We start from the raw sequence: 21106 nt of genomic DNA on the forward strand, positions 1-21106 counted from the left end.
TGACTACATATTTAGGCCGAAAGAAGGCTTTCCACCCGGAAACTCAACGAAACCGGGCAGAAAGCCCACGTAACTTCGGTTTAGTCGGGTCTCGACAGGCTCGACCAGCGGGAGCGAGACCCCGCCGATCACAGCCGGGGGCGGCCGGCCCAGCGTGCGGCCTTGAGCGCCAGATGCAGTTCAAGGCGCACGCGGCCGGCCAGCGGGTCGGCGCCGATGATCGACCGCACCCGGGCCAGCCGGTTGTACACGGTGGACCGGTGCAGGTGCAGACGCTCCGCCACGGCCGCCATGGCCCCGTCGTTGTCGTACAGGAGCTCCAGCACGGGCAGCAGTTCACCGGCCCGGTCGGCGCCACGGACCAGCCCGTACAACACGCCGGATTCCGGCTCCACCCGCGTCCCGGCCAGCAGCCCGTACACGCCGGCGCCACGGTAGTCGACGAGGTCGCCGAGGTCGCCGTCGACGGCCGCCGCCTGGACCGCGATGCACGATTGCCGGTATGCCTCCGGCAACGCCCGGGCGTGACCGAACGGCTCGCTCACGCCCATGACCGCGGACGACGGCGGCACACCGGTCCGCTTGGCCAGCTCGCCCCGGTAGCGGGCCAGCACCGTTTCGTGCCGGAGCCGCCCCGACGTGGCCCGGAACAGCATGACCGCGTGCGTCTGCGCGCCCGCGCTGAACAGCGCCTCGTCGATGCCGATGGTCGCCTGCAGCCCGGCATTCCGGATCGCCAGCACGGCGGCCTGCGGGTCGGCCGTCGTCAGGTCACCGCCGGCGCCGGCCGCCTCGGCGTGCACGGCGACCACCTGCCACGGGCCGCGCCCGTGCACCTCGGCCCAGTCCGCGACCTCGGCGGCGGCGTGCCCGTCCCCGGCGCAGGCGGCCAGGAACCGTTCCTCGCGCTGGCGGCGGTGCGCGGACTCGGCCGTGTTCGACTCGAGCAGCAGGTCCCCCAGCAGCCCCAGCGCGTCCCGCACCGCCGGCAACTGGGCGAGGATCGCCGTCGCGCTTTCCTCACCCTCCTCCTGCTGCACCCACAGGTAGCCGACGCGGAAGCCGCGCACCATGAGCGGCACGCACACGCGCCCCAGCATGCCCAGGCCCGGGTTGGCCGGCACGACGACGGGGCGCACCGCGGTCTCGATGCCGTGCGAGAGCTGCCACGCGGCGACATCGGCGGGCACGCGCTTGCTGAGCAGGAAGTTCACCCGGACGCGGTCGGCGTGCGACTGGTTGGCGCTGTAGGCAAGCAGCACGCCGTCGAGGTCTTCCAGCGACAGGCCGCGGCCCAGCCGGAGCGCCAGATCCTCGACCAGGACCTCGATCTCGCGGTTTTGCATGGCTCAAGCGTAGGGGCAATCCAGACAGCAGGCGACACTTGACCCGGTGCTGTGCGACAAATGTCGAGCCCTCCGGCCCGTCCGCCGCGGAATTCCGGGGGTGTCCGCTCCCGCCCCGTTCGCGGCCTATGAGGTGCCTCACAATCCGGCCGTATTGTTTTCTTGCAACCACGCCCGGCCGGTGCCGGGCCACCCCGCGCCACGGCGCCCACGCGAAGGAAGACGGCCATGATCATCGGCGTTCCCAAGGAAATCAAGAACAACGAATTCCGGGTGGCCATGACGGCCTCCGGTGTCCACGAACTCACCCGGCACGGACACACCATCCTGGTGGAGCGCGGGGCCGGCGTCGGCTCCGGCATCACCGACGAGGAGTACGCCGGCGCGGGCGCCGAGCTGGTCACGGACGCGGCCGAGGTGTGGGGCCGGTCGGCCATGGTCGTGAAGGTCAAGGAGCCCATTGCGACCGAATACGCCTACTTCCGCAAGGACCTGGTCCTGTTCACGTACCTGCACCTGGCCGCGGAGCCGGAGCTGACCCACGCGCTCATCGATTCCGGCGTCACGGCCATCGCGTACGAGACCGTCCAGTCCGGCCGCGCCCTGCCGCTGCTGGCGCCCATGTCCGAGGTGGCCGGCCGGCTCTCGGTGCAGGTCGGCGCCCAGTGCCTGACCGCCCCGGCCGGCGGCAAGGGCATCCTGCTCGGCGGGGTGCCGGGGGTGCGCCCGGCGAACGTGGTGGTGCTCGGCGCCGGCGTGTCCGGTACGAATGCGGCCGCGATGGCCGTGGGCGCCGGGGCGGACGTGACGATCCTGGACATCAACATCGCCCGGCTGCACGAGCTGGACGACATGTACCACGGCCGCTTGAAGACGATCGCCTCGAACGCCCTGGAGATCGAGCGGGCCTTGTTGGACGCGGACCTGGTCATCGGGTCGGTGCTGATCCCGGGCGCGAAGGCGCCGAAGCTGGTCACGAACGACCTCGTGGCGCGCATGAAGCCGGGTTCCGTGCTGGTGGACATCGCCGTGGACCAGGGCGGCTGCTTCGAGGATACGCACCCGACCACCCACCAGGACCCGACGTTCCACGTCCACAACTCGGTATTCTACTGCGTGGCCAACATGCCCGGCGCCGTGCCGAACACGTCCACGTACGCGCTGACCAACGTCACCCTGCCGTACGCGGTGGCGCTGGCGAACAAGGGCGTCAAGGACGCGCTGTCGGCCGATCCGGCGCTGGCCGCCGGGCTGAACGTGGCCGCCGGCCAGGTCACCCACCGGTCCGTCTCGTCCGCGCACGACCTGCCGCTGGCCACCGACTGGCTGCAGCTCGTCTAGCCTCGGTCATGAGGGTGCCGGATCCGCCGTCGTGAGTGGATCCGGCACCGAAAAACGCTTCCACAAAAACTTTTGGTGCCTATTTGGAAACATTGGCGTTATGCTGGCTGTGTGACGAACCCTACATCGCATGCCCCAGCCGCCCTCGACGCCGCGACCGAGCTGTCCGAGGAAACCGTCGACGCCCTGTCCCGCGCGCAGGCCCACATGGACGACGCCGGCCCCCGCCCCGCGCACGAAACGCTGCTGTCCGCCCGCGCCGCGAACATCAAGCAGTCGGCCGTGCGCGACGTGTTCGAGATTTCCATGCGGCCCGGCCTGGTGTCGCTCGCCGGCGGGAACCCGTACCTGCAGTCCCTGCCGCTGGAACGGCTGGGCGAGACGGCCCGGCGCATCATCGCCGAGCATGGGCTGCAGGCGCTCCAGTACGGCGGCGGCCAAGGCACCCGGGAGCTGCGCGAGCAGATCTGCGCCGTCATGGCCGCCGAGGGTATCACCGACGCCGACCCCGACAATGTTGTGGTCACGGCCGGGTCGCAGTCCGCCCAGGACGTCGCGGCGAAGGTGTTCTGTGATCCGGGCGACGTCATCCTCATCGAGGACCCCACCTATGTGGGGGCGCTGAACGCGTTCGAGGCGTTCCAGGTCGAGGTGCAGCCGGTCGCCGTCGACGCCGACGGGCTGGTCCCCGACGCGCTGCGCACCCGCATCGCCGAGCTCACGGCCGCCGGCAAACGCATCAAGCTGCTCTACACGATCCCGAACTTCAACAACCCGTCCGGCGTCACGCTCGCCCCGGCACGCCGCCAGGAGATCGTCGACATCTGCAAGGCCGCCAACATCCTGGTGCTCGAGGACAACCCCTACGGGCTGCTGAAGTTCGACGCCGACCTGGCCGCCCCGCTGCGCGCCGGCAACCCGGACGACGTGCTGTACCTGGGCTCGTTCTCCAAGATCTTCGCCCCCGGCCTGCGCATCGGCTGGGCGCTCGTGCCCGCGCATCTCAAACAGCGCTACTACCTGGCCAGCGAGGCCGTGACGCTGTGCCCGCCGACGTTCAACCAGATGCTCATCACCGAATACCTGCGCGGCTACGACTGGATGGGGCAGATACGCACCTACCGGGCCCTGTACCGCGAGCGCTGCACCGCCCTGCTCGACGCCCTGGCGGAGTTCATGCCGGCGGGCGTCACATGGACGACGCCGGCGGGCGGCTTCTTCGTTTGGCTCACCTTGCCGGAGGGGGTGGACACCTACCCGCTGCTGCACGAGGGCATTGACGCGGGCGTCGTGTTCGTTCCGGGGGCCGCGTTCACGGCAACACCGGGGCCGAGCAACAAGCTGCGCCTGGCGTTCAGTTCGGCGACGCCGGAGAACCTGCGTGAGGGGGTGCGTCGGCTGGCGCCGGTGCTGGCGGCGGCCATCGACCGGTAGCCTCAGCGCAGGTGCACCACCCGCAGGATGGCCGCCGTGCGGCGCCATCCCGACCAGGTGGGCGGCTTCACCTGCTGCAGCGCCTCGGCCTTGATGACGGGCGCCAGGATCGCGGTCATGTGGTTGGCCAGATATTGCTCGCCGGCCGTGTTGGGGTGTTCCAGGTCGTCAGCGAGGTATTTGCTCTCGTCACCCTGGAACCACTTGAGCGTGATCGGGTCCACGTACCTGGCGCCGTGCGCGCCGGCCGCCTGTGCCAGGGCGGCACGGATCCCCGACAATTGCCCGTTTGTGTCATTGGATTCCGAGGTGGGCCCCACGACGATCAGTGTCGCGTGTGGGGACAGGACCCTGATCCGGTCCAGCGTTTTTTGCACGGCCGCGGCCACGCCCGGCTGGCCGGCGTCGTTGTCGGAGCCGAAGACCAGCACCACCTGCGACTTGTCGTTGACGATGCGGTTGACCAGGTTGAGGAACACGTTGCCGTTCTCCCCCGTCTGGACATAGCCGGCCCCGTTCTCGGAGGCGTTGGTGATCTGCGCCTTCAACCCCATGCCGGCCACGAGCTGCTGGGCCTGGCCCACCCACGTGTTCCCCGGGGTCTTGAATCCGGTGCTCAGCGAGTCTCCGATGACGTCCACCTGGATGGTCCTCACCGGCTGGGGGGCAGGTGGGGCGGGCACGGCGACGGCCGCGCCGGCCGCGACGGCGCCCACCAGGGACACGGCGGCAATGGCGGCCGCAAGCATGAACCCCCGGCGTTTGTTGCGTTTGGTCGGTGCGGCGGCCCTGGTGCGGCCGCTTGGTTTCGTCATATTTTTCTTTCCGGGCCGCTCAACCGAGTGCTCCTGTGACCGGAGCCGATGGTCTCCTCATGATTCCAGCCTGACGCCGCGACCTGCGGCGTTCACCGGTACGGGCTGGGGATTGGCTATGGCCGGGCTTCCCCGCACCGGGAAGGCACCGGCGCCCGAGCGGCACCACAACCTTACCAAGGGCCCCTCGTCACTGCCATGACGACCGCCACAGCGACCGGGGCATCCCCGGCCCGGAGGCGGCCGGCGCGTCCCCGGATGACGTACATTTGGCATGCACTGTGCGGCCGGCACCGGAGGGATGATGAACGGAACCTTGAACCCGTTGGAACAGCGCATCGTGGCCGCCTTGCAGGTGGACGGGCGGGCCAGCTGGAAGCGGATCGCGGACGCGCTGCACGAACCCGAACGCAACGTCATCCGCTACGGCACCGCCCTGCTGGAATCGGGTCGCATCGCCGTGACCGCCCTGGCTGTGCCGGATTCGGCCGTGCTGGTCAGGGTCCAATGCGCTCCCGGCACCGTGCGGGTGACCACCAACGCGCTGGCGCAACGCCGCGACTGCATCTTCGCGTATGCGCTCACCGGCTCGGCCGACTGCGTGGCCGAACTCGTCGTCAGCCCGGACGCGCTGCCGCAACTCATCCTCGACGAACTGCCCGGCACGGTCGGGCTGGTGCGGTTCTCGGCCGACCCCGTGCTGAGCTACCCGAGGACGGTCAACGAGTGGCATCCCGGCATCCTGACCGAGGAGGAGCGCGCGGCCGTGGGCGAGCCCGACGCCCCGCACCCGGACCTGGACCGGGCCATGTCCCGGCCGCTGGACGGGGCCGATCAGACGATTGTGCGTGAACTGATCGCCGACGGCCGCGTCAGCTCGGCCAGCCTGGCCCGCACGGCCGGCATCTCCGAGCCCACGGCCCGGCGCCGGCTGGCCATGCTGCGCTCGACCCGGCGCATCCAGCTGCGCCTGGTGGTCGAACCGGGCCTGTTGGGGCTGCCCACCGAGGCGATGCTGTGGATCAAGGCCCGCCCGGCGCAGTTGCCGCAGCTGCTCGACGGCATCCTGGCCTCCCCCCTGGTCCGGTACGTCGCCACCACCACGGGTGAGTACCAGCTGGTCGCCAACCTCACCGCACCGAACGAGGCGGCGCTGTACCGGACCCTGACCACGGCGCCCTGGGCGGAACATGTCCAGGCCCTCGAGGTGGACATGGTGTTGTTCGCCGGCAAGCGCAGCGGGCGAGCGAAGGGCGCAAATTCGTGGGTGGTCTAGGCCACATTTGACGGAATCCGTCCGGATATTGACGGAATCCGTCGTCTTCGCCGGACCCCTTGCGGCAGGGTCCCCGCACCCGGGACAGTCTAGGAAACTCTCCCGGAAGGACTGCCATGAGTGAGAAGAATGCCATCGCCGAAGCGATGCGGATCGGCGGCAACCGGCGTTGGTGGCTGCTGGCCCCCGTCGTCCCCGTCGTGGCCCTGCTGACGGCCGTATACATCCCCTGGGTCAACAGCCCCTCGCTGTGGTTCGGGCTGCCCCCGTTGATCGTCTGGTGCTCCGTCTGGGTGCTGATGCTCACCCCGGCGCTGGCCGTCGTCGAGTACTTCCTCGTCCGCCCCTTCGAAGGGGACGAGCAGTGAACGTCACCTTCGTCGTCGCCGTGGTCGGCATGCTGGCCATCGCCATCATCGCCCTGCGCGGCCGCAAGAAAGCGCCCACCGACCTGGCCGAATGGACCGTGGGCGACCGCAACTTCGGCACCCTGACCATGTGGTTCCTGCAGGCCGGCGACGGGTTCACCACCTTCACGTTCCTGGGTGTGGCCGGCATCGCGTTCGCCTCCGGCGCCGCGTCCAGCTACGCCATCCCGTACATCCCGCTCGGCTACGTGGGCCTGTTCTTCATCGGCCCGGTCATCTGGCAGTACGCGAAGAAGCGCAACTACATCACGCAGGCGGACTTCTTCGCCGACCGGTACCGCAGCCCGCTGCTGGGCAAGATCGTGGCCCTGTGCGGCGTCGTGTTCCTGCTCCCCTACCTGCAGCTGCAGATCACCGGGCTGGGCCTGATCGTGCGCCTCGTCACCGGCAACGCGTCCTCCGGTGTGGCCAGCATGGTGATCGCCACCGTGCTGACCGTCATCTTCGTGGTGTGGGCCGGCATCCGCGGCATCGCCAGGGTCGCCTACGTCAAGGACGCGCTCATGATCGGCGCCATGGCCGTGCTGGTCATCGCCATCCCGGTCCACTACGCGGGCGGGCTGGGCAGCGTGTTCACGAAGGTCGCGGCCATGGACCAGTCCCTGCTGACAGTCAACCCCGGCAAGTTCGACACCACCTGGTGGCTGACCAGCATGCTGATTTCCGCCATCGGCAGCGGCTTCCTGACCCTGCCGCATCTGTGGCCGCCGATCCTGGCCTCCAAGAGCGCCCGCGTCATCCGCTCCAACAACGTCTATCTGTCGCTCTACCAGGTGGTCATCATCTTCCCCGTGCTGATCGGCTTCACCGGCCTGCTGGTGCTCTCCAAGGGCACCCCCAGCAACGGCGTGCTGCTGACCCTGGCCGACGGCGCGCTGCCGGGCTGGGTGATGGGCCTGATCGCCGTGGCGGCGGCCTCTGCGGCCATGGTGCCGGCCGGCGCCATCTGCATCGGCATCTCCACACTGGTCTCCAACAACCTGCTCAAGACGGACAACGTCCGGCTCAAGCTGCGCGTCAACCACCTGATCGTCGTCGCGGCCGCGGGGCTGTCGCTGGTGTTGGGCATCAGCCGCCCCGACCTGCTGGCCAACCTGCTGCTGCTCACGTTCGGCGGGCTGTCGCAGCTGGCCCCGGGCATCACGTGCGCCCTCTGGCGCAAGCCGCTGGCCAGCAAGTACGCGGTGCTGGCGGGCATCGTCGCCGGCGTCGCGGTCGTGGCCGTGTTCGCGTTCGCGAACCTGGACCTGTTCCACATCGACAGCGGTATCATCGGCCTAGTCGCCAACGTCGTCGTCCTTGCCGCCGTCGAGTCCGTCATCCGCGGCGTCGCGCGCGGCGGCACGGCCGCCGTCGCCCCCATCGAACCAGCCGAGATACAAGCCGAGGTGCAAGCATGAGCAACCCCACCATCACCTGCTTCAGCACGGCCCGTGAGACGCTCGCCGCGCTGCGCGAGAAGACGATCTCCGCCCGGGAGGTCCTCGAGCTGCACCGCGAGCAGGTCGAACGCGTCAACCCGGCCGTCAACGCGCTGGTCAGCGTCGACTTCGACCGCGCCGGCGAGGCGGCGCTGGCCGCCGACGACGCCCTGGCCCGCGGTGCGGACGTGGGGCGCCTGCACGGGCTGCCGTTCGCGTTCAAGGACACGCATGAGGTCAAGGGCTGGCGCACCACGCACGGCTCCCCGCTGATGGCCGAGCACATCGGCGCCCAGGACGAGCTGCTCGTCGAGCGGATCCTCGCCGCCGGGGCGCTCACCATGGCGAAGACCAACGTGCCCGAATGGGCGGCCGGCTCGCACACGTTCAACCCCGTGTTCGGCACCACGCGCAACCCGTACGACCTGTCCCGCTCGGCCGGCGGGTCCAGCGGCGGTGCGGCCGCGGCGCTGGCCAGCGGCATGGTCATGCTGGCGGACGGCTCGGACATGGGCGGCTCCCTGCGCAACCCGGCGTCGTTCTGCAACGTGGTCGGGTTCCGGCCCACGCCGGGCCGCGTCCCCATCTGGCCGACGCCGATGCCGCTGCAGACCATCGCCGTCGCCGGCCCCATGGCCCGCACCGTCGACGACCTGGCCCTGCTGCTGTCCGTCATGGCCGGGCCGACCAGCCGCACCCCGCTGGTGTTGGGCGATCCGGGCACCTCGTTCCGGCAGCCGCCGCCCGTCCCGCTGGCAGGGTTGCGCGTAGCCTACTCGGAGGATCTCGGCGGCGCGTTCCCGGTCGACCCCGACGTGCGGGCCGTGCTGCGCGCCCAGCGCTCCCTGCTGGCCGGCGCCGGCGCCGTCGTCGAGGACGCCCACCCGGACCTGACCGGCGCGGAGGAGTCCTTCCGGGTCCTGCGCGCGAACATGTTCGACGGCGGTCTCGGCGCGTTGCTCGATGCGCACCCCGACCAGTTCAAGGCGTCGCTGGCGCGCAACATCCGTGACGGACGGGCCCTGTCCGGCCACGACGTCGCCGCCGCCATGGCCACGCAGGCGGCCCTGTACGACCGGGCGCATGCGTTCTTCGACCGGTACGACGTGCTGCTCCTACCGGTCAGCCAGGTGGCGCCGTTCAACGCGGACCTGGAGTACCCGGCGGCCGTCGACGGCGAGCCGACGCATTTCTACCTTGACTGGATGCGGTCGGTGTATTTCATCAGCTCCACCGGCTGTCCCGCCATCTCCATGCCGGCCGGGTTCACCGCGGACGGCCTGCCCGTCGGGGTCCAGCTCGTCGCCCGGCAGCAGGACGACGCGCGGTTGCTCGGCATCGCCGCCGCGTTCGAGCGGCTGAACCCGGCCGGGGACCGGCGCCCGGCACTGGCGGAGCCGGCGGCCGCCGGTCGGCGGGAGGCACGCCCGTGACCGCACGCCAGCCGCTGGACGGGATCACGGTCCTGGACCTCAGCCGGGCGCTGGCCGGCCCACAGGCCGGCATGATGCTCGGCGACCTCGGCGCCCGCGTCATCAAGGTCGAGAACCCGCGCGGCGGCGACGACTCCCGCCGCTGGGGGCCGCCGTTCATGCCCACCCCGAACGGCGACATCTCCACGTACTTCCTGTCCTGCAACCGGAACAAGGGGTCCGTCACCCTCGATTTCAAGGACCCGGACGACCTCGCCGTCCTGGGCGAGGCGATCACGCGCGCCGACGTCCTGATCGAGAACTTCCGGCCCGGCACCATGGACCGGCTCGGGTTGGGGGCGAACCGGCTGCTGGAGCTGAACCCGCGCCTGGTCGTGCTGTCCATCAGCGGGTTCGGCCACGACGGGCCGGAAGGCAGCCGCCCCGGCTATGACCAGATCGCCCAGGGCGAGGCCGGGCTGATGTCGCTGACCGGCTCCGGCCCGGACGACCCGCAACGTGTGGGCGTGCCGATCGCGGACCTGCTCGCCGGCATCCACGGCGTCGTCGGCGTGCTGGCCGCCCTGTACGAGCGGGAGGCGACCGGCGCCGGCAAGGTCGTGCGCACGTCGCTGCTGGCCTCCGTCGTCGGCGTCCACGCGTTCGAAGGCACCCGGTGGACCGTCGCCGGGCAGGTGGGCCGGGCGCAGGGCAACCACCACCCCTCGATCGCCCCGTACGGGCTGTTCGCCTGCAGGGATTCCGGCGTGCAGATCTCGGTCGGCTCCGAGGCCCTGTGGGAGCGGTTCCGGCAGGCGTTCGGCGGCCCGCTGGAGGACGCCATGTTCGCCACGAACGCTTCCCGGGTGGCGCACCGCACGGAGTTGGTCGCCGCCGTCGAATCACTGTTCGCCGATCGCGACGCCGCCGGGCTGCTGGCGGACCTCAATGAGCTCGGCATCCCGTGCGGCAAGGTGCGCGGCATCGACGAGGTCTACGACTGGGACCAGACCCTGTCGCAGGGCCTCGTCATGACCGTCGACCACCCGAGCCTGGGCCCGATCCGGCTGCCCGGCCCGCCGCTGCGCTTCTTCGACGGGGACGGCACGGAGACGACGGCATCCGCGCACACCGCTCCCCCGGAGCTGGGCGCCGACAACGACGCCGTGCGCGCGTGGCTGGGGCGGCAGCGGTGAGCGCGGAGGTCACGGTGGCCACGCCGTCGCGCATCGGGTCCGCCGCGCTCATTGACCTGGTCCTCGACCACGGCAGCTTCGAGCCGTGGGACGCGCCGCCGGCACCCCTGCCCATCGAGGCCGGGTACCGGCCGGAGCTGGAAGCCGCGCGAGCCAGGACCGGCGTCGACGAGTCGGTCGTGACGGGCGCCGGGACGGTGCGCGGGGTGGCCGTCGCCGTGCTGGTCGGCGAGTTCGGTTTCCTCGGCGGCTCGATCGGCGTCAGCGCCGCGGAGCGGCTGGTGCGCGGCATTGAACGGGCGACGGCGGCGGGCCTGCCCATACTCGCCGCGCCCGTCTCCGGCGGTACCCGCATGCAGGAGGGAACGGTCGCGTTCTTGCAGATGGCCAAGATCACCGCCGCCGTGAACCGGCACAAGCGCGCCGGGCTGCCCTATCTGGTGTACCTGCGCCACCCCACCACCGGCGGCGTGTTCGCGTCCTGGGGGTCCACCGGGCACATCACCGTGGGCCAGCCCGGCGCGCTCATCGGTTTCCTCGGCCCGCGCGTGTACGAGTCGCTGTACGGCGAACCGTTCCCGGAGGGGGTCCAGCGCGCCGAGAACCTGTACGCGAAGGGCCTGTTGGACGCCGTCCTGGACGAGCGCCACCTGGCCGGCATGGCCGCCCGGACACTGGCCATCATGTCCGCCAAGCCGGCGGCCCCGCCGGAACCGGCACCGGCGACCATGACCCAACCCGAGCCGGAGCCGGGCGCAAGACAACCGGTGGACGCGTGGACGTCGATCGAACTGTCCCGGCGCCCCGACCGTCCGGGGGTCCGGTCGCTGCTGCGGATCGCGGCGGCCGACCATGTGCCGCTCAACGGCACCGGGCAGGGCGAGAGCGACCGCTCCCTGCTGCTGGCGCTGGCCCGTTTCGGCGACCACGGCGCCGTCGTGCTCGGACTGGACCGGCACGCCCAGCGGCTGGAGGCGCCGCTGGGTCCCGGCGCACTGCGCCAGGCCCGGCGCGGCATGCGGCTGGCGCAGGAGTTGGAGCTGCCGCTCGTCACGGTCGTGGACACCGCCGGTGCGGCGCTGTCCAAGGAGGCGGAGGAGGGCGGTCTGGCCGGGGAGATCGCCCGGTGCTTGAGCACGCTGCTGGACCTCACGACGCCCACGGTGTCGGTGCTGCTCGGGCAGGGGTCCGGCGGCGGCGCGCTGGCCCTGGTGCCCTGTGACCGGGTGCTCGCCGCCGAACACGGTTGGCTGTCGCCGCTGCCGCCGGAGGGCGCCAGCGCGATCATCCACCGCGACACGGACCATGCCCCGGAGCTGGCCCGCCGCCAGCGCGTCAACGCGGCCGCCCTGTTCGAGGACGGCATCGTCGACCGCATCATCGCGGAACGGCCCGACGCCGCCGGCGAGCCGGTGCCGTTCTGCCGGCGGATGGGCGCCGCCATCGAGGCGACACTGGCCGAGATCGCCGCGATCGGCGTCCCGGAGCTACTCGACCGGCGCCGCGACCGGTACCGGCACCTGGGCTAGGGCCCACGCGCCCGAGGGCCCCGCCGCGGGGGGCCACTGCCGGGAGGGAGCGGCTGGGGATTGCGAGCGGTGGGAGCGGCTGGGGATTGCGAGCGGTGGGAGGGCGTGGGGATCAGTCCAGCAGCAGCGCCGGTTCCTCGAGGATGGCGGCCACGTCGGCCATGAACCGGGCCGACAGGTCGCCGTCCACCACGCGGTGGTCGAACGAGCCGCCCAGCGTCGTGATCCAGCGCGGGATGACCTCCCCGTCCAGCACCCACGGCTTCTGCTTGATGGTGCCGAACGCCACGATGGCCACCTCGCCCGGGTTGATGATCGGCGTGCCCGTGTCGATGCCGAGCGCGCCGATGTTCGTGATCGTCAGCGACCCGCCGGCCATGTCCGCCGGTTGCGTCTTGCCGGCGCGGGCCGTCGTCGCCAGCGAATTCAGCGCGATCGCCAGTTCCTTCAGCGACAGGTCCTGGGCGTCCTTGATGTTGGGCACCATGAGCCCGCGCGGGGTGGCGGCCGCTATCCCCAGGTTCATGTAGTGCTTGACGATGATCTCCTCGCCGGTCCACGTCGCGTTGACCGACGGGTTGCGCGCCGCCGCCCAGATCACCGCCTTCGCCAGGATCAGCAGCGGGGAGACCTTGATGCCCTCGAAGTCGCGGGACGCCTTCAGCCGTTTCACGAACTCCATGGTCCGCGACGCGTCGACGTCCACGAAGATGGACACGTGCGGGGCCGAGAACGCGCTCTCCACCATGGCCTTCGCCGTGGCCTTGCGCACGCCCTTGACCTTGATCCGCTCCACCCGCGCGTCGCCGGCCACGGTGGCCGGCGCCCAGAACGTGCCGGCGCCGTCCTGTTCGGCGGCGCGCTGCTCCTGGTAGCTGAGCAGGTCGCGGGCCGTCACCTCGCCACGCAGCCCGGTCGCCGAGACGTCGGCCAGGTCGATGCCCAGGTCCTTCGCCTTCTTGCGCACCGGCGGCTTCGCCAGGGCGCGGCCCCGCAGGTCCGCAGCCGCCGGCGCTGTGGAAACGGACGCCACGGAAGCGGACGACGGCGGCACGGGCGCGGGTGCCGCGGCTGCGGTGGGTGCGCCGCGGCGCGCCCGGCGCGTGACGGCGTCGGCCTTCGGGCCGGACCCGACCAGCGGCTTCGCGGCCGGCTCCCCGGTGTCCGTGTCGGCGTCGGCGCTGGGGCGCACCTGGATGCCCATCTTCTGTGCGGCCAGGCCGGGCGTGTCGGGGTGCGCGGGCGCGATGCCCTCGGCCAAGACAGGCGCCGGCGTCTCGGCGCCGATGGCGATGATCGGCGTGCCGACCGCGACCGTGTCACCCTCGGCCACGAGCAGTTGCGCGACGAGTCCGGCGTACGGCGAGGGCAGTTCCACGAGCGACTTCGCGGTCTCGATCTCGACGAGGACGTCGTTGACGGCCACGACGTCGCCGAGCCTGACCCGCCACGAGACGATTTCCGCCTCGGTCAGGCCCTCCCCCACGTCCGGCAGGTTAAAGGTGTGCAAGGTCGACATGGATCTACCTTTCCTAGTAAGCAAGCGCGCGGTCGAACGCCTCGAGGATGCGGTCGATGTCCGGCAGGTAGTGTTCCTCGACGCGCGCCACCGGGTACGGCATGTGGAATCCGCCCACGCGCATGGCCGGCGCCTCAAGCGCGTAAAAGCAGCGTTCGGAGATGCGGGCGGCGATCTCCCCGCCGATGCCGCCGAACGTGGGCGCCTCGTGCGTGACGATCAGCCGGCCGGTCTTCTCCACCGACGCGGCGATCGTGTCGAAGTCGATCGGCGAGATCGAGCGCAGGTCGATGACCTCCAGGCTGTGCCCGTCCTGGGCGGCGGCGTTGGCGGCGGCCAGCGCGACCGGCACCAGGGGCCCGTACGCGACGACCGTCGCGTCCGTGCCCTCGCGCACCACCTGGGCGCTGAACGGGTCCCGCGCCGGCGCGGCCGTGTCGACCTCGCCCTTGAGCCAGTAGCGGCGCTTGGGCTCGAACACGATGACGGGGTCGGCGCAGGCGGCGGCCTGCTGGATCATCCAGTAGGCGTCGTGCGGGTTGGACGGGGTGATGATGCGCAGCCCGGCGGTGTGCGCGAACAGCGCCTCCGGCGATTCGGAGTGGTGCTCGATCGAGCCGATGCCGCCCCCGTACGGGATGCGGATGACCACCGGGACGCTCAACATGCCGTCGGAGCGGGTGTGGATCTTGGCCAGCTGGGTCGTGATCTGGTTGAAGCCGGGGAACACGAATCCGTCGAACTGGATCTCGCAGATCGGCCGGAAGCCGCGCAGCGCCAGGCCGATCGCCGTGCCGACGATCCCGGACTCGCCCAGCGGAGTGTCGACGACGCGGTCGGTGCCGAACTCGCGGGCCAGGCCCTCGGTGACGCGGTACACGCCGCCGAGCGGGCCGATGTCCTCGCCCATGAGCAGCGTCTTGTCGTCGCCGGCCAGGGTGGCGCGCAACCCGGCGTTGATGGCCTTGGCCATGGTCATGGTCGTGCTCATGCGACGCCGCCTTCACGGGTTGAGTCGGATGGGTCCGCGTCCTCGAACGAGGCCGCATACTGCGCGAACCACGCCGCCTCCTCGGCGACGAGCGGGTGCGCCTCGGCGTACACGGTGGCGAATCGGCGCTCGAACCCCTCGCCGGTGAGGGCCAGCGCGGCGGAACGGACATGCGCGGCCAGCGCGTCGCCGTCGTCCTTGACCTGCCGGAAGAACGCGTCATCGGCCAGTCCCTCGGTGCGCAGGTATGTCTCCAGCCGCAGCAGCGGGTCGCGGGCGCGCCACGCCGCCTCCTCGGCGGAGGGCCGGTACTTCGTGGGGTCGTCGGCGGTGGTGTGCGCGCCGAGCCGGTACGTCGCCGCCTCGATCAGCACGGGGCCCTTGCCGGCCCGGGCGTGCTCCAGCGCCCACTGCGTGACGGCGTGCACGGCCAGCACGTCGTTGCCGTCGACGCGGATGCCGGGCATGCCGTAGCCGGCGGCGCGGTTGGCGAGCGGGACCTTCGACTGCACGGAGAACGGCACCGAGATGGCCCATTCGTTGTTCTGGCAGAAGAACACCACCGGGGCGTTGAAGGAGGTGGCGAACACCATCGATTCGTGCACGTCGCCCTCGCTGCTGGAGCCGTCGCCGAAGTAGGCGACGACGGCGGCCGGTTCGGTGGCGAGCCCGGCGTCCAGTTCGCGCTTGATGCCCATGGCGTAGCCGACGGCGTGCAATGTCTGGGCGGCCAGGACGAGCGTGTACAGGTGGAAGTTCGTCTCGCGCGGGTCCCAGCCGCCGTTGGAGATGCCGCGGAACAGCTTGAACAGGTCCGCCAGGTCCAGGCCGCGGGTCAGCGCGACGCCGTGCTCGCGGTACGTGGGGAACACGTAGTCGGCGGCGGCCAGGGCGCGGCCGGAGCCGATCTGCGCCGCCTCCTGGCCGATCACCGGCACCCACAGCGCCAGCTCCCCCTGCCGCTGCAGGGCCGTGGCCTCCGCGTCGAAGCGGCGCACCACGGCCATGTCCTTGTAAAAGCCGCGCAGCGTCTGCGGGTCGAGCGCGTCGGCATACGGGCCGAACGCGTCATCGCTGACACGCCGGCCCTGCGCGTCGAGTAGCTGGACCATGTCGGTGGGGCCGATGCTGCCGGGCCGTGCCACGCCGGCCGTGTCGGCCAGGTCCACAATGTCGGGCCCGGTTGCCGGTTGCCGTGCTACGCCCATGCCGTCTCCTCGTCTGCCATGTGCGCCGGGGCCAGCCCCGGGTCGATGACACGCCTGGTTTGTATATGCCTCAAACGGAATGCATTCCGTCGCGTGCATATATTCCAATTTCGATTTCCAACCCTATCGGTCCGGGATCGGAATCGACGCTTTGAACCCGCTAGGAACGGCGCGGCGCTTTTGTATAGGAGGCACAGATTTCCAGGAAGCGGGTGTTTGCCTCGACCTCGCCGATGCTGACCCGCACGCCCTCGTTGCCGAAGGCCCGCACGGAGAGGGCGTGTTCGCCCGCCAGCGCGGAGAACCCGGACGTGTCCTCGCCCAGCGCCAGCCACACGAAGTTGCCCTGGGCGTCCGGGACGTCCCAGCCCAGCGCGCGCAGCCCGGCCGTCACGCGGTCGCGTTCGTCGACGAGGCTTTGTACCCTTTCCACAACCTGGTCGTAATTGGCCAGGGACGCGACGGCCGCGTGCTCGGCCACCGAGGACACGGCGAACGGGGTGGCGGCGGCGCGCAGATAGGCGGTCACCTCCGGGTGGGAGACGGAATAGCCGACGCGCAATCCGGCCAGACCGTGCGCCTTGGAGAACGTGCGCAGCACCACGACGTTCGGGTACTTGCGGTACATGTCGATGCCGTTCACGGCGTCGGCCGCCCGCACGAACTCCTGGTAGGCCTCGTCGATGACGACGACCACATGCCCGGGGACGGACTGGATGAATGCCTCGGTGTCCGCGGCGGTGAGGGCCGGACCGGTCGGGTTGTTCGGCGTGCACAGCAGGATCACCCGGGTCCGGCCCGTGACGGCCGCGGCCATGGCGGCCAGGTCGTGGGTGCCGTCCGCGAGCAGCGGCACCTGGACGCTGCGCGCCCCGGCCAGGCCCACGCAGATCGGGTAGGCCTCGAACGACCGCCACGCGTACAGCACCTCGTCCTGGCTGCCGTCGTCATTCGCGCCGGCGAACGCGGCCAGGATCTGCGTCAACGCCCCGAGGCTGCCGGCGCCGGTGACGATGTCGTCGGCCGGGACGTCGAGGAACTCGCCCAGGGCGCCACGCAGCAGCGTGCACAGGGTGTCCGGGTAGCGGTGGATGTCGTCCTGCGCGGCGATGGCCGCCCGCACGGCCGGAACCGGGCCGAGAGGGTTCTCGTTGGACGCCAGCTTGAAGCTCTCCAGCCCGGGAATCGGCACCGGCGCCTTCCCGGCCGCGTATTTGGGCAGGCGGCCCACCACGGGGCGGGGGACGATTCCGGCGGCGGGGAGGGCATGCTCTGCGGTCATGGACTAAGCGTAGCGGGAGTTTCCGGGCCATCCCGTTTCCCGGATGGCCCGGAAACTCCGGCTGGGACGTGCCTGTGAATCGGCTCCGGATCCCTGACGGGACCTGTCCGTTCCGTGAGACCATGGCCGCATGGGCAACTTCATTCTCCGCGTGCTCGTCAATGCGCTGGCGCTATGGCTCGTGACGTGGCTGCTGCCCGGCGTGTCCCTGGTGGCGACCAATCCCAACATCCCCGTGGCCGGCAATGGCACGCTGAACACGGTGCTGTCGTTCGCGTTCGTCGGGCTGATCTTCGGTGTGGTGAACGCGCTCGTGAAACCAATCGCGCACATCCTGGCCCTGCCGGTGACGATACTGACGCTGGGACTGTTCGCCGTCGTCGTCAATGCGGCCATGCTGTGGCTCACGGCGTGGCTGAGTTCGCTGACACCCATCCACTTCACGATCGACCGGTTCTGGTGGACGGCGATCTGGGCCGCACTGATCATCAGCGTCGTCTCGATGCTCACGAACGGCATGACCTCCCGCGACCGCGCCCGGCGCTGACCCGGTGATTGAGCCTGCCGCCGGTGATTGAGCCTGCCACCGGTGATTGAGCCTGCCGAAATCCGGGGTCTCGACGAGCTCGACCACCGGTGATTGAGCTTGCCGAAATCCGGGGTCTCNTCGACGGCGTCAGGAGCGGCAGGTACGGCGACTGTAGGCACGACGACGGCGCAACAGTGCCGCCGCGCTCGCACCGACGACCAACTCCAGTGCGATGACGCCGAGCATGCCGGCGCCGCCGGTGGCGGCCCCTGTTGGGGAGATACCGCCCATGGCCATGCCGGCGTGCGTGTGCCCCGCCAGCCCCGGGCCCAGCAGCAACACCGCATGCACGGCGGCCATGGCCAGCGCCATCGCCATGAGCAGGTGGACGGCCCGGCCGTGCGCGCCGCGCCAGACGGAGAGCGCGCAGGGCAGGCACGCGGCGGCCATGAGGACCATCAGGGCCGCCTCGAACGGCATGCCCCGGTGTGCCCACGCCATCCACAGGTGCACGGCGATGGACGCGAACGCGATGCCGGCGCACATCCGGGGATGCGCGCCGGCACCGCCGCGCCTAGCAGTGGCAGCTATCGCCGTCGCCATGACCCGCGGGCTTGCTCTCGGGGACGTCCAGCACGGGGCTGCGGTCGAAGAAACCCTCGGGGCGCAGCTTGAAGCCGACCGTGTCGACGGGCATGATCGGCCAGTCCTCCACCCGCGGGTAGTGGGTCAGCCCGAACGTGTGCCAGAGCACGATGTCCTCGGTGTCGATGTCACGGTCGGCGGCGATGTACGCCGGCAGCCCGGCGCCGCCGGGGTTCTGGTTGACGAAGTCGCCGGTCGGGTAGCGCTCGTCCTCGGCGAAGCGGGTGACCCACAGGTCCTTCGTGGCGAACGCGGCGCGCTTGGCGACGGACGAGTTCGGATCGGCGAGCAGCGTGGGCTGGCCCTGCGGGTGCAGCTTGTAGCCCACCGGCTCACCGAGCCGGTTGAGCGAGTTCGGGTTGGAGACGATCCAGGTGCGGCCCACCTTCATGTCGGCCTCGCGCACGGCCTGCTTCTCCGTTGCCAGCACCGTGCGCTTGCGGCCGAACGCGTTGCCGCGCGGGTTGCCCGGTCCCATCGGCACGCGCACGGCGTCCTCCTCCTCGACCCGGTTCGTGAACCCGTCCAGGGCCATGTCCAGGCGGGCGCCGAACAGGTGCTGGTGGTACGGGGCACCCAGGCCCGGGGCCAGTTCGGAGGCGTACTCGTAGCCCTTGCCCGGGTGGGCGCTGGTGAACACGACGCCGGTGGCCTTGGCCTCGAACTCGATGGTGCCGTCCAGGTACAGGTACCAGTAGAAGCCGTAGTCGTAGTTGCCGATCGTGGTGAAGAACGAGATGACCAGGCGGCGGTTGCGGCGCGTGTAGTCGATGCCGGTCCACAGGTCCGAGTGCTTGGCCAGGATCGACCAATCCTCCTCGTGCATGCACACGCCGTTGCGGATCTCGCGCGGGTTGCCGAAGGCGTCGCTGACCACCGGGCTCAGGTACGTGATCTCGCCGAGGCAGTCGCAGCCGAGCTCCAGCGAGTTGGCGTAGGCGCCGACCAGGTATTCGCCGGTGTCGAAGTAGTTCTGCCACGACCGCACGGGCGACGGGTCGCCGTAGGGGACCACCATCTCGGCGATCGAGGCGCGGTTGATGATGGAGCGCTTGCGGGCCCCGTCCTGGAAGGCGATGTTGTGCAGTACCAGGCCCTCGCGCACGTCGAAGCCGACGTCCAGGCTCCATTTTTCCCACTCGACGTGGTTGCCGCCGGTGACGGTGAAGCTGGGGCCCTCCGGCTGGGTGATGCTGATGGGCTTCTGGGTTTCACGGACCGGCCCGGTCAGCTCCGGGTCGGTGTAGTTGCCGTGCTCCGCCGGGACGGGGACGGCACCGAAGTCCAGCACCTGGTCCACGGACTGGTTGACGACGTCGACGTAGGCGACCAGGCCGTCGATGGGGTGCGCCCACGGGCTGTCCTCGGGGAAGTCCTGGTAGAAGGCCAGCCCGCGCAGGATGCGCCGCCCCGACTCCTCCGGGTATTCGAAGACGCCGGCGGACAGGGGCGCCACGCGCACCTTGGCCAGGTCCAGGTTGCGGGCGGCCAACGCCTTGAGCCAGTCCTCGTTGGTGGACAGGATCTCCTCGACGGCGCCGAACTCCTCCTCCAGGACGGGCAGTTCGCCGGTGACGGCGGTGTCGAGCTCGACGGCGGACTCGAGCTCGCCGCGCGTGGCCGAGACGACGACGTCCTTCGGCGCCGCGCCGGACACGTCGTGCAGGAAGACGCGGTAGCGCCGGTTCGTTTCGGTCGTGCTGTTTGTCCCGGCGTTGCGGGGAGGGTCGAGCAGGCCCAGGTAGGCGATGCGCACGGTGTCGCCGAGCAGTCCGGCGCCGTGCAGCGCATCCCGCACGGCGGTGATCTCGGCGGCCGAGGTCATCGAGTAGGCGGACGCGTTCTCTTCTGTGGTGGCGGTCATGACTCAATCTTCCCGTCGGAGCGGATCGTGGACCACGGTGGCCACGACATTTTTATTCTATGATTGTAGAGAATACAGGTTTGTAAGATGCCTCACAAGGGGTGGAACCATCTTCGTCCACGCCCATGCCGCCACCGGGAAGTCACCATGCCGAAAATCGTCAACCACGACCAGCGCCGCCTGGAGCTCGTCGACGCCACCTGGCGCATCATCGCCCGCCACGGCATCGAGAGTGCCACCATGCGCGAGATCGCGGCCGAGGCCGGGTTCGCCAACGGCGCCCTGAAGCCGTACTTCCCCACAAAGGGCCATCTGATCGAGTTCGCGTTCGGGCACGTGTTCAACCGGACCAACCAGCGCATTGCGAAAAACACCACGGGCAAGGTGGGGCTGGCCGCGCTGCGCGCGTTTTGCCAGGAGGTCCTGCCGCTGGACGAGGACCGGCTCAACGAGGCGCGCATCGTGATCCCGTTCTGGCAGAAGGCGCTGACGGATCCGGCCAAGGCCCGCATGCACGAGACGTCGATGAACCAGTGGCGGTCGCTGTTGTTCGGCTACCTGGGCCAGGCGCGCGCCCGCGGCGAAGTGTCCACCGCCGTCCCCGACGAGCACCTCGTCGGCAACCTGATGTGCATGCTGCTGGGCGCCCAGGTCGTGGCGGCCACCATGCCGGCCGACCATTTCGAGACCGGCCTGGAGGCGCAACTGGACGCCTTCCTGGCGCTTCTGCAGCCGGCTCCGCCGGAGCCCGTGTAGGCGCGGGAACGGTCCGATCGTTATTCAACGGATGTCGAAAATAAGTGACAGGGGGCACACAGGGGCGCTATGGTGTGGTGATACCGCCGTCCCGACCGGGCCGCCTGGCGGCCC

18 protein-coding genes are annotated in these 21106 nt (G+C 70.4%); 10 read left to right on the plus strand and 8 right to left on the minus strand.

From position 1 onward, the window contains the following. Nucleotides 1–128: 128 nt before the first annotated feature. The gene (locus EJC77_RS15435; protein WP_125614524.1) at nt 129–1346 is read right to left on the minus strand and encodes a PucR family transcriptional regulator; all 1218 of its coding nucleotides are present in this window, start codon (nt 1344–1346) and stop codon (nt 129–131) included. Nucleotides 1347–1574: 228 nt separating this feature from the next. On the opposite strand from EJC77_RS15435, the gene ald reads away from it, so the two are divergent. Then, on the plus strand, nt 1575–2687 hold the full coding sequence (ald, locus tag EJC77_RS15440) for an alanine dehydrogenase (RefSeq protein ID WP_125614527.1): 1113 nt from the start codon (nt 1575–1577) through the stop codon (nt 2685–2687). A 207-nt stretch (nt 2688–2894) separates the two neighbouring features. Continuing rightward, entirely contained in the window at nt 2895–4121 is a 1227-nt protein-coding gene (locus EJC77_RS15445) for an aminotransferase-like domain-containing protein (RefSeq protein WP_125614623.1), read from the plus strand. A 2-nt stretch (nt 4122–4123) separates the two neighbouring features. Here EJC77_RS15445 and EJC77_RS15450 read toward each other — a convergent pair whose 3' ends face one another. Continuing rightward, entirely contained in the window at nt 4124–4936 is an 813-nt protein-coding gene (locus EJC77_RS15450) for an SGNH/GDSL hydrolase family protein (RefSeq protein WP_125614531.1), read from the minus strand. Between the two features lie 304 nt (nt 4937–5240). Here EJC77_RS15450 and EJC77_RS15455 point away from each other — a divergent pair, with 304 nt between their 5' ends. The 6 genes from EJC77_RS15455 (at nt 5241) to EJC77_RS15480 (ending at nt 12198) form a co-directional block, all read left to right on the plus strand. After that, a complete protein-coding gene (locus EJC77_RS15455) occupies nt 5241–6212 on the plus strand; it encodes an Lrp/AsnC family transcriptional regulator (protein ID WP_125614534.1) in 972 nt (323 codons plus the stop codon). 116 nt (nt 6213–6328) lie between these two features. Then, a complete protein-coding gene (locus EJC77_RS15460) occupies nt 6329–6580 on the plus strand; it encodes a hypothetical protein (RefSeq protein WP_125614537.1) in 252 nt (83 codons plus the stop codon). Continuing rightward, on the plus strand, nt 6577–8040 hold the full coding sequence (locus EJC77_RS15465; protein ID WP_205787402.1) for a sodium:solute symporter family protein: 1464 nt from the start codon (nt 6577–6579) through the stop codon (nt 8038–8040). Before EJC77_RS15460 ends, EJC77_RS15465 begins: the two co-directional genes overlap by 4 nt. Beyond that, nucleotides 8037–9494, plus strand: coding sequence for an amidase (locus EJC77_RS15470; RefSeq protein ID WP_125614540.1), 1458 nt, complete (start codon nt 8037–8039; stop codon nt 9492–9494). Before EJC77_RS15465 ends, EJC77_RS15470 begins: the two co-directional genes overlap by 4 nt. After that, on the plus strand, nt 9491–10669 hold the full coding sequence (locus EJC77_RS15475; RefSeq protein ID WP_125614544.1) for a CaiB/BaiF CoA transferase family protein: 1179 nt from the start codon (nt 9491–9493) through the stop codon (nt 10667–10669). The genes EJC77_RS15470 and EJC77_RS15475 overlap by 4 nt, the downstream gene beginning before the upstream one ends. Further along, complete coding sequence (locus EJC77_RS15480; RefSeq protein WP_240630290.1) at nt 10666–12198, plus strand: carboxyl transferase domain-containing protein; 1533 nt, start codon at nt 10666–10668, stop codon at nt 12196–12198. The genes EJC77_RS15475 and EJC77_RS15480 overlap by 4 nt, the downstream gene beginning before the upstream one ends. Nucleotides 12199–12310: 112 nt before the next feature. Here the strand turns inward: EJC77_RS15480 and EJC77_RS15485 are convergent, their stop codons facing one another. The 4 genes from EJC77_RS15485 to EJC77_RS15500 all read right to left on the minus strand — a co-directional run bounded on the left by EJC77_RS15485 (nt 12311) and on the right by EJC77_RS15500 (nt 17198). Then, a complete protein-coding gene (locus EJC77_RS15485) occupies nt 12311–13717 on the minus strand; it encodes a dihydrolipoamide acetyltransferase family protein (protein WP_125614547.1) in 1407 nt (468 codons plus the stop codon). Between the two features lie 13 nt (nt 13718–13730). Then, nucleotides 13731–14708, minus strand: a complete 978-nt coding sequence (locus EJC77_RS15490) for an alpha-ketoacid dehydrogenase subunit beta (RefSeq protein ID WP_125614550.1) — start codon at nt 14706–14708, stop codon at nt 13731–13733. After that, nucleotides 14705–15916 (minus strand): pyruvate dehydrogenase (acetyl-transferring) E1 component subunit alpha, encoded by a 1212-nt coding sequence (gene pdhA, locus EJC77_RS15495; RefSeq protein WP_240630291.1) that lies wholly within the window; start codon nt 15914–15916, stop codon nt 14705–14707. The genes EJC77_RS15490 and pdhA overlap by 4 nt, the downstream gene beginning before the upstream one ends. A gap of 160 nt (nt 15917–16076) precedes the next feature. Further along, the gene (locus EJC77_RS15500; protein ID WP_125614553.1) at nt 16077–17198 is read right to left on the minus strand and encodes a histidinol-phosphate transaminase; all 1122 of its coding nucleotides are present in this window, start codon (nt 17196–17198) and stop codon (nt 16077–16079) included. 130 nt (nt 17199–17328) lie between these two features. Here EJC77_RS15500 and EJC77_RS15505 point away from each other — a divergent pair, with 130 nt between their 5' ends. Next, nucleotides 17329–17745 carry a phage holin family protein gene (locus EJC77_RS15505; protein ID WP_125614556.1) on the plus strand — a complete coding sequence of 139 codons (417 nt, stop codon included), beginning with the start codon at nt 17329–17331 and terminating at the stop codon, nt 17743–17745. Between the two features lie 129 nt (nt 17746–17874). On the opposite strand, the gene EJC77_RS15510 is transcribed toward EJC77_RS15505, so the two are convergent. Both EJC77_RS15510 and EJC77_RS15515 read right to left on the minus strand, forming a co-directional pair. After that, complete coding sequence (locus EJC77_RS15510) at nt 17875–18273, minus strand: hypothetical protein (RefSeq protein ID WP_125614559.1); 399 nt, start codon at nt 18271–18273, stop codon at nt 17875–17877. A 28-nt stretch (nt 18274–18301) separates the two neighbouring features. Further along, nucleotides 18302–20236 (minus strand): primary-amine oxidase, encoded by a 1935-nt coding sequence (locus EJC77_RS15515; RefSeq protein ID WP_125614562.1) that lies wholly within the window; start codon nt 20234–20236, stop codon nt 18302–18304. A gap of 147 nt (nt 20237–20383) precedes the next feature. Here EJC77_RS15515 and EJC77_RS15520 point away from each other — a divergent pair, with 147 nt between their 5' ends. Beyond that, nucleotides 20384–20992, plus strand: a complete 609-nt coding sequence (locus EJC77_RS15520; protein ID WP_125614565.1) for a TetR/AcrR family transcriptional regulator — start codon at nt 20384–20386, stop codon at nt 20990–20992. Nucleotides 20993–21106: the final 114 nt, after the last annotated feature.

Origin of the sequence: Specibacter cremeus (assembly GCF_003946885.1) — a bacterium.
Taxonomy (GTDB): domain Bacteria; phylum Actinomycetota; class Actinomycetes; order Actinomycetales; family Micrococcaceae; genus Specibacter; species Specibacter cremeus.